The sequence below is a fragment of the Acinetobacter sp. CIP 64.7 genome (assembly GCF_000369745.1).
GTDB lineage: Bacteria > Pseudomonadota > Gammaproteobacteria > Pseudomonadales > Moraxellaceae > Acinetobacter > Acinetobacter fasciculus.
The window spans coordinates 620,450-633,610 of record NZ_KB850179.1; the positions used below are offsets into that span (position 1 = coordinate 620,450).

13 protein-coding genes are annotated in these 13,161 nt (G+C 41.4%); all 13 read left to right on the forward strand.

Annotated elements, in window-relative coordinates; translation table 11 throughout:
• Window positions 1–134: 134 nt before the first annotated feature.
• A complete protein-coding gene (locus F890_RS09350; protein WP_004646706.1) occupies window positions 135–602 on the forward strand; it encodes a hypothetical protein in 468 nt (155 codons plus the stop codon).
• Window positions 603–746: 144 nt separating this feature from the next.
• Complete coding sequence (locus F890_RS09355; RefSeq protein WP_005266618.1) at window positions 747–1,634, forward strand: bile acid:sodium symporter family protein; 888 nt, start codon at window positions 747–749, stop codon at window positions 1,632–1,634.
• A gap of 87 nt (window positions 1,635–1,721) precedes the next feature.
• A complete protein-coding gene (locus F890_RS09360; protein WP_005266629.1) occupies window positions 1,722–2,609 on the forward strand; it encodes a bile acid:sodium symporter family protein in 888 nt (295 codons plus the stop codon).
• A gap of 131 nt (window positions 2,610–2,740) precedes the next feature.
• Window positions 2,741–3,646, forward strand: a complete 906-nt coding sequence (gene prmA, locus F890_RS09365; RefSeq protein WP_005266631.1) for a 50S ribosomal protein L11 methyltransferase — start codon at window positions 2,741–2,743, stop codon at window positions 3,644–3,646.
• 15 nt (window positions 3,647–3,661) lie between these two features.
• Window positions 3,662–4,537: a DUF3426 domain-containing protein gene (locus F890_RS09370; RefSeq protein WP_005263075.1), complete on the forward strand. Its 876-nt coding sequence runs from the start codon at window positions 3,662–3,664 to the stop codon at window positions 4,535–4,537.
• Window positions 4,538–4,935: 398 nt separating this feature from the next.
• The gene (fis, locus tag F890_RS09375) at window positions 4,936–5,205 is read left to right on the forward strand and encodes a DNA-binding transcriptional regulator Fis (protein WP_001086304.1); all 270 of its coding nucleotides are present in this window, start codon (window positions 4,936–4,938) and stop codon (window positions 5,203–5,205) included.
• Between the two features lie 95 nt (window positions 5,206–5,300).
• Window positions 5,301–6,875 carry a bifunctional phosphoribosylaminoimidazolecarboxamide formyltransferase/IMP cyclohydrolase gene (purH, locus tag F890_RS09380; RefSeq protein ID WP_004646700.1) on the forward strand — a complete coding sequence of 525 codons (1,575 nt, stop codon included), beginning with the start codon at window positions 5,301–5,303 and terminating at the stop codon, window positions 6,873–6,875.
• 127 nt (window positions 6,876–7,002) lie between these two features.
• Window positions 7,003–8,286 (forward strand): phosphoribosylamine--glycine ligase, encoded by a 1,284-nt coding sequence (gene purD / locus F890_RS09385; protein ID WP_005266634.1) that lies wholly within the window; start codon window positions 7,003–7,005, stop codon window positions 8,284–8,286.
• A gap of 128 nt (window positions 8,287–8,414) precedes the next feature.
• Window positions 8,415–9,140 (forward strand): DUF4145 domain-containing protein, encoded by a 726-nt coding sequence (locus F890_RS09390; protein ID WP_005266636.1) that lies wholly within the window; start codon window positions 8,415–8,417, stop codon window positions 9,138–9,140.
• A 27-nt stretch (window positions 9,141–9,167) separates the two neighbouring features.
• On the forward strand, window positions 9,168–9,725 hold the full coding sequence (locus tag F890_RS09395) for a GNAT family N-acetyltransferase (protein WP_005100874.1): 558 nt from the start codon (window positions 9,168–9,170) through the stop codon (window positions 9,723–9,725).
• 601 nt (window positions 9,726–10,326) lie between these two features.
• Window positions 10,327–11,202, forward strand: a complete 876-nt coding sequence (locus F890_RS09400) for a MetQ/NlpA family ABC transporter substrate-binding protein (RefSeq protein WP_005100876.1) — start codon at window positions 10,327–10,329, stop codon at window positions 11,200–11,202.
• 76 nt (window positions 11,203–11,278) lie between these two features.
• Complete coding sequence (locus tag F890_RS09405; RefSeq protein WP_005100878.1) at window positions 11,279–12,304, forward strand: methionine ABC transporter ATP-binding protein; 1,026 nt, start codon at window positions 11,279–11,281, stop codon at window positions 12,302–12,304.
• Window positions 12,301–12,996, forward strand: coding sequence for a methionine ABC transporter permease (locus F890_RS09410; RefSeq protein WP_004279923.1), 696 nt, complete (start codon window positions 12,301–12,303; stop codon window positions 12,994–12,996). The genes F890_RS09405 and F890_RS09410 overlap by 4 nt, the downstream gene beginning before the upstream one ends.
• Window positions 12,997–13,161: the final 165 nt, after the last annotated feature.

Genomic DNA, 13,161 nt, shown 5'->3' on the forward strand with positions numbered 1-13,161 from the left:
CGCTGTAATTTAACTTTGCAGAGGAACTATATAAATTAAACATATAAGCTGAGAAATTTACTCGATTTGCATTGTTTAATCTCGCGCATTTTTTAATCTATATGTTGGTTACATTACAAACAAAGGTATAAAAGATGAATAAGAATATTTTCCTCTCAACCGTTCTATGTGGTTTATGTTTTGCGCCGTTTGCTGCATCAGCGAATGATAAGGTCGAAACCATTTATAATACACAAAAGTACCAACAGGTTTGTAAAGGCAAATCCCAAGGTGCACAAGTCAGTTTTGCCCATCGCGGCATTATCTGGAATGGTACCTGTGAACCGCAGTTTTTCGCTTCATCCAAAAACGCTTCAATCAAAGGCGATGAAGCCGAACTCATGAGTACTTGTAGCGGCAACAGTGGTGCAACCACTGCCACCATTAATGGTGCCGAAGTCAAAGGTAAATGTGCATTAGGCTTTATGCCACCACGCCCTCAGGGACAATCTCAGATGCAAAGTCAGCCAATGCAGCCACCGATGCAAAGCCAACCAATGCAGCATCAGATGAACCAGCCAGCACAGCCTGACTCACCAATGCAAGGCCAGCCAGGTATGTAGCCGATATATATCTAAATAGTTTAGATTTCAAGTAAAAGTTTTGACGGGCAAAGTGACTGCATTTTGCCCGTTTTTTATTACTTATTTATTCATCTAGGCTAAACTCAAAATATATCTATAAATGTATAATAAAAAGGCAAATTCATGGATTCGGGGTTTTTTAGCGTTTTTTTGCCAATTACATTGGCAATCATGATGATGGGGCTGGGGCTAGAACTTACCATCAAAGATTTCCTGCGCTTAAGTCGCTATCCTAAAGTCATTTTTATTACTTTATTTGCGCAGTTAGTACTGTTACCCAGCATTGCTTTTTTTATTTGTCTGATTTTGGACTTGCCCGCTTTGCTTGCTGTAGGTCTGATGTTGCTAGCCGCCTCACCTGGCGGCCCAACCGCGAACCTGTTTAGCTACATATATAAAGGTGATGTGGCACTGAATATTACTCTAACCGCCATTAATACCATCATTTCTATTTTTACCCTACCCTTTATTATCAATCTATCCTTACACTACTTTATGAGTCATGACTCAAACGTGACTTTTCCAGCTGAAAAGATTGTGCAGGTGTTTTTAATTACCTTGATTCCCGTGATCATGGGTATGCTGCTTCGGGCCAAATTTCCAAACCTGTCAATTACTGTCAGCAGGCCCATGCGCTTACTCTCTATCGGTTTTCTAACCATCCTATTGATATTCGCCATTTTCAGAGAACGTTCGAATTTGGTCGAATACTTTGCCAATATTGGTGCAGCAACTGCGATTTTATGTTTTTCCAGCCTGTTTATTGGCTATTGCATTCCTTTACTCATGGGTATTCCAGAGAAAATGGCACGCGCCTGTACCTTTGAAATTGGCATTCATAACACTGCCATTGCACTGACGATTGCGATATCGGTCTTAAATAATGTCACGATGGCTATTCCTGCAGGCATTTATACAATTTTCATGTACAGTTTCGCCACTATTTTCGGTGTGCTGATTAGTCGCCAGCAAGTGGTGTATAGCAATAAAAGTCGTTTATCAGATTTGTAATTTATTTGGCTGATTCTGCTATAAGGCTGTATGCTTTTCTAAAGAAAATCAGAAGTATTAAAACAATTTTCGACAAGGAGCATACAGATGGATTCTGGCCTTATAACGATATTACTGCCGCTGGCACTTGCAATCATCATGATGGGACTGGGCCTTGAACTGACGCCTCGGGACTTTAGCCGTGTCACTCGCCACCCCAAAGCCGTATTTATAGCATTGTTCTGCCAACTGGTTGTTCTGGTTGGCATTGCCTTTTTGCTTTGCAAACTATTCGCTTTAACCCCATTGCTCTCGGTCGGGTTGATGCTCCTGGCGGCTTCGCCCGGGGGTGCAACGGCCAACCTGTTTAGCTATTTGTTTAAAGGTGACTTAGCCCTCAATATCACTTTGACTGCTATCAACTCAGTCATCGCAGCAATTACCTTACCTTTAATTATTAATTTTTCGATCATGCATTTTATGCAGGATAGCCAGCAAGTTGGCCTGCAATTCGGCAAGATTTTACAAGTCTTCGCGATCATCCTTATTCCAGTGGGCATTGGCATGTTAATTCGGCGCTATGCTCCAGGCGTGACAGCAAAACTGAATCGGCCGCTGCGGATTTTTTCGATTGGCTTTTTGGTGCTGATTATTATTGCCACACTTATTAAAGAACGCACAAATATCGGCGAATACTTGACCCAGGTTGGTCTAGCGACTGCCTTATTCTGCACCTTGAGCCTGAGTATTGGTTATCTGATTCCACGACTACTGAATATTAATAGCGCTCAAGCCCGTGCCAGTGCATTTGAAATTGGCATTCATAACAGCACCCTCGCCATGACCATTGCCCTGACCGTGATTGGCAGTGCTGCTGTGGCAATGCCAGCCGCGGTTTATTCTATCTTTATGTATATCTTTGCTGCAATTTTTGGCAGCTTGTTGAATCGGCTTGCACCACTCCCGGCGCAAACACCTTTAACGAATCTGGATTAGATAAGCTCTGGAACGCTTAAAAGGATGCTTCAGGCATCCTTTTTATTTTGGGAATGGATCAAGAAGATAGCAGCGTTGAGTCTGAACTTCCGTTACAATAGCTTTTTGAAAAATGTATAAAGGTTATTTCTGTGAAGTGGTTACAAATTCATATTACGGTTGAACAGGCTCAGGTTGATTTTACTGAGACATTACTCAGCTCGCTAGGCGCAGTGAGTGTGACTTTGGATGATGCTGAAAACCAGGATTTGCTGGAACCACTTCCAGGTGAAACGCCACTTTGGAATAAAGTGATTGTGACCGGTATTTATGCGCAGGAAGAAGGCGAAGAAATCGATGTTGCCGCACTAGAAACCTTTATTCGTACACAAATGCCAGATGCTCCGATCCGTCATGAACTGATTGAAGATCAGGCTTGGGAACGTACCTGGATGGATGCCTATGAGCCTATTCAGATTGCTGATAAATACTGGATCGTACCGGAGTGGATGGAAGCACCTGATGCCGATGCGGTAAACATCAAGCTTGATCCAGGTCTGGCTTTCGGAACAGGCAACCACGCTTCAACTTTCCTGTGCTTACAATGGCTCGGCAAAATTAATGTGAAAGATAAAATTGTCATCGATTATGGCTGTGGCTCAGGCATTCTCGCGGTAGCTGCACTGCTATTAGGTGCGAAAAAAGCATATGCTACTGATATCGACCCACAAGCTGTACTGGCGACTCAGCAAAACGCTGAACTGAATGGCGTACTGGACAAACTTTATGTCGGACTGCCAGAAGAATTTAGAGATGAGCTCGGCAATACCAAAGCTGACGTATTTGTTGCCAATATTCTGGCAGCACCACTGATGATGCTGGCTCCTGAGTTCGCAACTTTAATCAAATCTGAGGGACAGTTCGCACTTGCCGGAGTGATTGAAGAGCAAGTTGCTGATGTTACTAGCATTTACTCAAATTATTTTGATATATTAGAGGTAGAAAAACGAGATGAGCACTGGTGCCGTATCTCGGGTAAACGCCATAAGAACGAATGAGCCTATAAATAATCCATGAGTGACAAAAGAACCCATTGCCCTACCTGTTCCACCACCTATAAGGTCACAGTTGCTCAACTCACCGTTGCGCAGGGTATGGTTTGCTGTCCCAAATGTACTACTTCGTTTAATGCCTTATCGCATTTGGTGACCGAAACCCGGAATTCGGTCACCGCCCCAATGTCTCAGGCTCAGTCGAACTCCAGCGAATTCAGCAAAACTGATGCTCAAAATAGACCAGGTGTTTATCACACGGATCAGCAGCATCGTCATAGCCTGCTACAGATTTTTGATCAAAAAGTTGAACATTCCAATATTGACCTGGAAACCTATTTAAATAACCTGAATTATTTCAGTACCGAGCCAATTTCAGTATTACCGAGCATGAATTGGGAAGATCAGGCAGAAAAACAGACTAAACGCGGGCCAATGTACTATATAGGCTGGAGTTTACTCAATCTGTCACTGTTCAGCCTGCTGATGTTTCAATTCTTCTGGTTCAATCCGCAATACATCAAAAACAGTCACGTTATGAGCCTGGCCTTTAACACTGCCTGTGAAGTGTTTAATTGTTCCAATCTGGAAAAATACTACACACTGATTCAGGCCAATAAAGTCAAAATCAAGGCAACCGGTAATAATGAAGCTGAGTTTAGCGGTGAGCTGATCAATTTTCATGACCGTAGCCTGGCCTTACCGATTTTAAGAATCAATCTGGAACATCGCGGTGAAGTGATTGCAACTTATAACCTGTCCTCCGAAGAGTACCTGATTGAAAGTCTGGTCAATATTCAGCGCATCCCAAAAAACAGCCCGTTTAAATTCAAATTTAAGCTTCCAGTCGATCGTAAAAGCTTTGATCGCTATACTTTGGAAATAATTCGCCCCTAATCTGCTGAGAAAGCATTAAAAAATTAAAAAAAGTTAAAAAAAATGCAGTTTTCTTGCTCACTTTTGCTTAGACAATGGTATGATACGCGCCACGAAAGCTATGTGCTGCAACTCCTCGCGACTTTTTCACAACAAATACAGTCTTGCCTAATGCGCTATAAAATTTATTGCGTATCGTGCAGATTTTTTTGTTTTGATTTTGGTCAGTAACAAAACTTTAACTATTGTTACGCTTATTTTTCGACCAAATCGCAGAGATGTGTCAAGCTACAGGCTCAATGTAATGACTAAGTTTTAGAACTTCCGTTTTAGGATCTAAAATGGAGTTCATTTCAATTTCTAGACCACTTTTATATATCACTTTACCCAAGTGATATCTGTTTTTCGGATTAATTCGCATGAATAGCAAATCTCCTATTTTTACTGCACAATCTGATGTTGCTTTACGTATCCACGTAGATCGCGCAGTTCGCCACTATTTTGCACAACTGCAGGGCGAGCAACCATCTCAGGTATACGACATGGTGCTAGCAGAAATGGAGAAACCTCTTCTATCTGTAGTTCTAGAATATACACGTGGTAACCAAACACGTGCTGCCGAGATTCTCGGACTCAACCGTGGTACTTTACGTAAAAAGTTAAAAGCTCACGGTTTAATGAGTGAATAAATGATAAAATGCTTGCGGCTTCCGCAGGCATTTTTTTTAACCTGTAAATTGCTGATTTTGTTTTATTCTGTTCCTTGAAAACTGTGACGAAGATCATGACTATTAAACGCGCTTTAATCTCTGTGTCTGACAAGACTGGTATTGTTGAATTTGCACAAGAACTTGCTGCTCTAGGGGTAGAAATTTTATCTACAGGTGGTACCTACAAATTGTTGAAAGACAATAATGTGGCTGTAGTTGAAGTTTCGGAGCATACAGGTTTTCCAGAGATGATGGACGGCCGTGTAAAAACACTACATCCAAAAATTCATGGGGGTATCCTGGCTCGTCGTGGTCTAGACGAAGCTGTGATGGCTGAACACAACATTGATGCTATTGATTTAGTCGTTGTAAACCTTTATCCATTTGCTGCAACGGTAGCCAAACCAAACTGTTCACTTGCTGATGCTATCGAAAACATCGACATCGGTGGTCCTACCATGGTTCGTGCTGCAGCAAAAAACCATGCATCTGTAGGTATCATCGTAAATGCTTCTGACTATGCAACTGTCGTTGCCGAGCTTAAAGCTGAGGGTGCTTTATCTCATGCAACTCGTTTTGACCTAGCAGTAAAAGCATTTGAACATACTGCTCAATATGACGGCATGATCGCATCTTACTTAGGCGCTCGCGTAGGTAAAGAAGAAGGTCAGGCAGACAAATTTGCACGTACTTTCAATACTCAATTGAACAAAGTTCAAGACCTTCGTTACGGTGAAAACCCGCATCAAGCTGCTGCATTCTATGTAGAAGACACAGCGACTGAAGCTTCTGTTTCAACAGCGAAACAGCTTCAAGGTAAAGAACTCTCTTATAACAACATCGCAGATACTGATGCAGCACTTGAATGTGTGAAATCATTTGCGAAGCCTGCTTGTGTGATCGTTAAACACGCTAACCCATGTGGCGTTGCAGTATCTTTAGACGGTATTCAAGCAGCTTATGATCTTGCGTATGCAACAGATCCTGAATCTGCTTTCGGTGGTATCATTGCATTCAACCGTGAATTAGACGTTGCAACTGCACAAGCGATTGTAGATCGTCAATTCGTTGAAGTGATCATTGCACCGAGCGTTGCTGAAGGCGTTCTTGAAGTAACAGGCGCGAAGAAAAACGTACGCGTACTTGTATGTGGCGAACTTCCAGCAATCGATGCGCGTCAATCGCAACTTGACTACAAACGCGTAAACGGTGGTTTGTTAGTTCAAGATCAAGACTTGGGCATGATCACTAAAGATGATCTTAAAGTAGTCACCAAACGTGCGCCGACTGAACAAGAAATCGATGACATGATCTTCGCTTGGAAAGTAGCGAAATACGTAAAATCTAACGCGATTGTGTATGCTAAAAACCGTCAAACCATTGGTGTCGGCGCTGGCCAAATGAGCCGTGTAAACTCAGCTCGTATTGCTGCAATCAAAGCTGAACATGCTGGCTTAGTAGTTGAAGGTGCGGTAATGGCATCTGACGCATTCTTCCCATTCCGTGATGGTATTGATAACGCTGCGAAAGCGGGTATCAAATGCATTATCCAACCGGGTGGTTCTATGCGTGATGAAGAAACGATTGCTGCGGCTGACGAAGCTGGTATTGCAATGGTGTTTACTGGTATGCGTCACTTCCGTCACTAATTAATTTTAAATCCTCCCTAGCCCTCCTTAATAAAGGAGGGTTTTCTATATCATAGTAGAGCGAAGGGAGTCCCCCTTTTATCAAAGGGGGATTTAGGGGGATTCTATTTCAGAAGGATTTTTTTTAATGAATATTTTAGTTTTGGGTAATGGTGGTCGTGAACATGCACTTGCATGGAAAATCGCGCAAGATGATAAAGTCGCAAAAGTATTTGTAGCACCGGGTAATGCAGGTACTGCAACAGAAAATAAATGCGAAAATGTTGCCTTAAATATTTTAGACAATGCTGCGATTATCGACTTTGCAAAAAGCAATGCGGTTGATTTAGTGGTTGTTGGTCCTGAAGCACCACTTGTAAATGGTGTTGTAGATGCATGCCGTGAAGCTGGCGTTAAAATTTGGGGTCCAACTCAATTTGCTGCGCAGCTTGAAGGCTCTAAAGCATTCGCTAAACACTTCCTTAAACGCCATAACATTCCAACGGCTTTCTATGACGTATTTACTGAAGTAGATGCTGCGAAAGCATTTGTTGAGAAAAATGGTGCGCCAATCGTGATCAAGGCTGATGGTCTTGCTGCAGGTAAAGGCGTAATCGTTGCCATGACCAATCAAGAAGCATTTGCAGCAATTGATGACATGCTTGCAGGTAACAAGTTTGGCGATGCAGGTTCTCGCGTTGTGATCGAAGAATTCCTTGCGGGTGAAGAAGCATCTTTCATTTGTATGATTGATGGCGACAACATCTTGCCAATGGCAACATCGCAAGACCATAAGCGTATTTTTGAAGGCGACCAAGGTCCGAACACCGGCGGTATGGGTGCTTACTCTCCTGCACCTGTTGTGACTGCTGATGTGTTTGAAAAAACCATGAATGAAGTGATGCGTCCTACCGTTGAAGGTATGAAAAAAGACGGTCACGTTTACACTGGTTTCTTATACGCTGGCTTGATGATTGACGACAAAGGTCAACCAAAAGTAATCGAGTTTAACTGTCGTTTTGGTGACCCTGAAACTCAACCGATCATGATGCGTTTAAAATCATCTTTGGTGGATCTCGTTGAAGCTGGTATTGCAGGTAACTTACCTGCGGAAGCTGAATGGGATGAGCGCAAGACTGTCGGTATCGTACTTGCGTCACGTGGCTACCCTGAAACGTCTAGCAATGGTGATGTGATTTCAGGTTTAGACACTGAAATGACAGATGCGAAAGTGTTCCATGCAGGTACTAAAGCCAATGAAAATGGTGAGATCGTGACTGCTGGTGGTCGTGTACTTTGCGTGACTGCACTGGGTAATACCATTGGTGAAGCACAAGCAAAAGCTTTAGAACTTTGCAAAAAAGTGACATTCGACGGCGTTCAATACCGTAAAGATATTGGTTACCGTGCGATTGCACGTGAAAATGCTTAATTTTATTTAAGTATAAAAAACCCCGAATCTTTCGGGGTTTTTTATTTGCTTATACAATCTACACAACTATTCATACACCTATAAATAATTTACTCTTTTCCACATCACTAAAATAAGATGTTAAATATATGCATATTTGGAAATACTGCTGGGAATGTAAGCCCGATACTCCACAAAATAGATTAAATTTGAAAATCTATCCGAGAGCTATTGAAGGCTTTTCAAAAAATATAACTAATAATCAAGCGAAATCTATATGGACTTATAGCATCGATGCTTATCAATTTACCCAATGCCAAAAATGCAATGCACCCTCCTTACATATAGATTCATTTCATATAAAAGAGATCGATTTGGATCTTAAACAAAAAGTCACTTCGATTAAATCTGATTTAGAAACTTCAGGTAAATCTGATTCTTACCATGTAAAGAGTATGAGCTTTCCTAGATTCAATAGCTCCTTATTGCTAGAGAAAAAATGGTCTTTCAATCTACCTAAAGATGATATGTTGCTCTTCTTTGAAATCGTTCAAGCTTATGAACAAGGATTATTTATTTTAGCTCTTTCGGGAATTCGAACTCTAGTAGATAGATACTTAGTAAAAAAGGTAGGCGATAAAGGTGGGTTTGAAACAAAACTAAAAAAAATGTTAGAGGACAAACATATTAGTAAGACACAATATGAAATATTAAATACGATTATTGAGGGTGGAAATGCTTCTAACCATAGAGGCTTTAGACCTGAAGAGGAAATGGTAAAAACATTTTTAGACGTAGTCGAGGATATAATATCTTTGGACTATAAAACGAAACAGTTTAATGAGTTTAAAGAGCAAATCCCTAAACGAAACTAAAAAATCGTAACCAAATTAAGATACCTAATGACTATTCACCTTCAAACCCCTCGCCTGATCCTGCGCCAATGGCAAGACTCCGACACTGCGCCATTTATCCAAATGTGTGCAGATGACGAGGTCATGCGCTACTTCCCTAAAAAACTCGATGCGACTGAGGCAACCGCTTTTCTTGAACGTATTCGTACTGCTATTAAAACGCGTGGATGGGGACTCTTTGCCGTAGAACTCAAAGCGACAGGCGAATTTATTGGCTTTATCGGCTTACACGTGCATCCATCTGAATTTAAAATTGCCGATGCACCTGAAATTGGCTGGCGCTTGCTACCGCAATACTGGAATCAAGGCTATGCTACTGAAGGAGCCAAAGCGGTGCTGAAATATGCTTTTAGAAATCTAAGACTCGAGACAGTTATTTCTTTTACTGCATGCGTCAATACGCCATCAGAACATGTCATGCAAAACATTGGCTTAGAAAAAGTAGGAGAGTTTGACCATCCGCTTGTACCTGCCGATCATATCTTGTGTAGACACGTACTCTATGAAAAACAGCGTTCGGATTATCTGTATATTCCCTTTTGTTAAAACAAGCTTGCAGTATCATGACCTGAGGAAACCAAGATCAGATACTGACTCGCTTAGTTAATATAAAGGAAAGATTTATCTCGTTAATGATCGAATTTTCTTCATTTCCCAAAAAATCAGATATTTTTTTATATTTATCTATATGCATTTTTTATATTTCTATCTTACAAAATCTTATAAAGATCACTATTTAAACACATCCATTAAAACTATATTTTCAATATAAATAATATATTGTTTTAATTAACATTTTGTTTAAAAGATCTTTTTTATATTCGACTAAAGAGATAAGCAAGGCTTTTTTATCCAGTATATCGAATATAGATTTATTGCTATGATATCCGCAACTTCAGAGCACTCAAACCTTGCCATGTACTTATAAAATATCTATTTTCTCTCTCCAAATAGATTAAATACATCAGATTTGGGCTGCCTCTGACTTGATCAAGTTCACCAGAATTGTTGTTGCACGCTTGCAGCTTTCGACTTCAAGCTTTCTTCAACCATGATCAAGCTATCTACTTAGATCGTAATAAAACTCTTATTTAACACGATTTAAAAATGCTTATACTCTAGGCAAGAATAGAATTAGGACAATTTCATGAAAAAGTTACTTGGCGTTATCTTGAGTGCCTCTGTATTGACTTTAACTGGGTGTGGTAAACAGGAAGCGCCTGCTACTGATGCAGCGCAAACTAAAGATGCAAATGGTCTTCAAACTGTAACTATGGCGTCGACCGGTTCAGATGCAGACGTATGGCGTTATATCGCAACACTGCCTGAAACCAAAGCAGCTGGCATCAAACTTGATGTGAAAAATTTCACTGACTACGTGTCAATGAACACGGCAGTAGCCAACAAAGAAATCGATGTGAATGCATTCCAGTCTTATGCCTATATGGTTGCTTACAACGATGCCAACACAGCCAAAATTGCACCTCTATCTACCACTTATTTAGAGCCGATGGGTATTTACTCAAGCAAAGTAAAATCTTTAAATGAGTTTAAAACCGGTGCGACCATTGCCATTCCGAATGACGGCGCAAACGAATCACGTGCATTATTACTTTTACAATCAGCAGGCCTGGTTAAATTAAAGGCTGGTTTTGACAATGTCAAAGGTACAACTTCTGATGTGACCGAAAATGCAAAACAAATCGTGATTAAGCCCATTCAAATGGCGACTGCAGTACGCGTAAAAGATGAAGTTGATGCGATTGTGCTGGGCAATACCTTGGCAATGGAAGGTGGTTTAAACGTATTGAAAGATGCGATTTACTATGAGCCGATTGATCAAAGCACAAAAATGAACGTCAACGTATTAGCGGTTGCAGCAGATCGTCAAAATGATCCAGTACTGCAAAAAGTGGGTGCGTTGTATCATACGCCAGCAGTAAAAGCATATGTTGATGAACATTTTGGTGGTACTAAAGTTGCGGTAAACAAACCTGTGACGTATTTAACTGAATCAAAATAGTACTATAATAGACTTTTAGAACAGGCAAGGACGATTTCTTGCCTGTTTTTTTATCCGTGATGCAGTTTTTGACACTATGATTGAATTTAAAGATATTTCAAAACAGTATGAGCTTAAGGGTCAAACCTTGCATGCCTTGAATCAGATTAATCTTCAGATTCCAACCGGCAGTATTTTTGGCATCATCGGTTATAGTGGTGCCGGTAAAAGCACCCTCATCCGTCTGATCAACCTGCTTGAGCGCCCAAGTTCAGGCCGGATTATCATTAACGGAACAGATTTTACCGCACTGGATGCCAAAGCATTGCGTCAAGAACGTGCCAGCATCGGCATGATTTTCCAGCATTTCAATTTAATGCAAACCAAAACCGTGGCAGCCAATATCGAAATGCCCATGAAACTCCTAGGCTGGAGCAAGGCAGAACGGGAAAAGCGCCTCGAAGAATTATTAGACTTTATTGACCTAAAACATAAACGTCATGCTTTTCCAGATGAATTGTCTGGCGGTCAAAAGCAGCGTGTTGGTATTGCCCGTGCCCTTGCCAATCATCCAAAAATTTTACTCTGTGATGAAGCGACTTCTGCACTTGATCCACAAACCACCAAATCTGTTCTACAGCTACTTAAAAAAATTAATGAAGAACAAGGCATCACCATTGTTATGGTTACCCATGAAATGGATGTAATTGAAACCGTGTGTGATTATGTCGCCGTGATGGAAAAAGGTGATGTGATTGAAACCGGCAGTACCTTACAAATATTCAGTCAGCCCCAGCACCCGACGACCAAGAATTTTATTCAGACCGTATTACAGCAGCATTTACCAGTCAATATTCTGAATAATCTGGAAAACCAGAACCACAACAGTATTTATTGCCTGAAATTCCTTGGTAGCTCGGCACAGGAAACCGTGATTCAAGCGGTGATTAAACAGTTTGATATCAGTTTAAATATTCTGTTTGCCAATATGACCGAAATTAATGGCACGGTGATTGGCCAGATGTTTATTCAGCTACTGGGTGATGCACAAGAAATTCAAGCAGCAATAAAATTCCTTGAACAACACGGCGTACAAGTCGATCAGGCGGGAGTACAGGCATGAGAGATTTAATTGTACAGTGGCTGACAACGATCACGGCGCCGTTCTGGAAAAGCTCCCTGTCGATAGATCAGTTTGTGACAGCATTGCAAGAAACCTTTCATATGGTGTTCTTCGCGATGCTGTTTGGCTGTATCTGGGGCTTCATTCAGGCGATTACTCTGCTGGTGACACGTCCGAATGGAATTCTGCCGAATCGTGTGATTTATCACGGTCTCAATCCTATTGTGAATGCGCTGCGTTCGCTGCCGTTTATTATCCTGCTAATTGCAGTCATTCCACTGACCAAGTTAATCGTTGGTACATCGATTGGTACATGGGCAGCAATTGTTCCATTGACCATTTATGTCGGCCCATACATTGGTCGCCTGATTGAAACATCTTTGCTTGAAGTGAATGAAGGTATTATCGAATCTGCCCAAGCCATGGGCGCGACGCCAATGCAGATTATATTTAAGTTTATTCTGCCGGAAGCGCGTAGTTCCCTGATTCTTAACCTGACCACCGCCACCATCAGTTTGATTGGTGCCACGGCAATGGCGGGTGCAGTCGGTGCGGGTGGTATTGGTGACTTAGCGATTTCTTATGGTTATCAGCGTTTTGATACCTCTGTTGTCATCATGACGGTGATCGTATTACTGATTCTGGTGCAGATTGTACAAAGCCTCGGTGACTGGTTATCCCGACTTCGTTAAGCTAGTTTTTATGTATGAATAAATCCCTCTTTTTGAGGGTTTTATTGTTTTTAATACTTACAAACCCTTTCTCATTATTTCAAAGTAAAGTCCGGCAACTATTTGATACGTGCCACGGCGACAGGAAGTCGCCCGTTGGTCTGTGGCACATGGAAGTGCCATCAG

Bases quoted from the DNA above. Each gene is read 5' to 3' on its own strand.
- F890_RS09350 (WP_004646706.1), top strand. From the start codon at position 135: ATGAATAAGAATATTTTCCTCTCAACCGTTCTATGTGGTTTATGTTTT.
- F890_RS09355 (WP_005266618.1), top strand. From the start codon at position 747: ATGGATTCGGGGTTTTTTAGCGTTTTTTTGCCAATTACATTGGCAATC.
- F890_RS09360 (WP_005266629.1), top strand. From the start codon at position 1,722: ATGGATTCTGGCCTTATAACGATATTACTGCCGCTGGCACTTGCAATC.
- F890_RS09370 (WP_005263075.1), top strand. From the start codon at position 3,662: ATGAGTGACAAAAGAACCCATTGCCCTACCTGTTCCACCACCTATAAG.
- fis (WP_001086304.1), top strand. From the start codon at position 4,936: ATGAATAGCAAATCTCCTATTTTTACTGCACAATCTGATGTTGCTTTA.
- purH (WP_004646700.1), top strand. From the start codon at position 5,301: ATGACTATTAAACGCGCTTTAATCTCTGTGTCTGACAAGACTGGTATT.
- purD (WP_005266634.1), top strand. From the start codon at position 7,003: ATGAATATTTTAGTTTTGGGTAATGGTGGTCGTGAACATGCACTTGCA.
- F890_RS09390 (WP_005266636.1), top strand. From the start codon at position 8,415: ATGCATATTTGGAAATACTGCTGGGAATGTAAGCCCGATACTCCACAA.
- F890_RS09395 (WP_005100874.1), top strand. From the start codon at position 9,168: ATGACTATTCACCTTCAAACCCCTCGCCTGATCCTGCGCCAATGGCAA.
- F890_RS09400 (WP_005100876.1), top strand. From the start codon at position 10,327: ATGAAAAAGTTACTTGGCGTTATCTTGAGTGCCTCTGTATTGACTTTA.
- F890_RS09405 (WP_005100878.1), top strand. From the start codon at position 11,279: ATGATTGAATTTAAAGATATTTCAAAACAGTATGAGCTTAAGGGTCAA.
- F890_RS09410 (WP_004279923.1), top strand. From the start codon at position 12,301: ATGAGAGATTTAATTGTACAGTGGCTGACAACGATCACGGCGCCGTTC.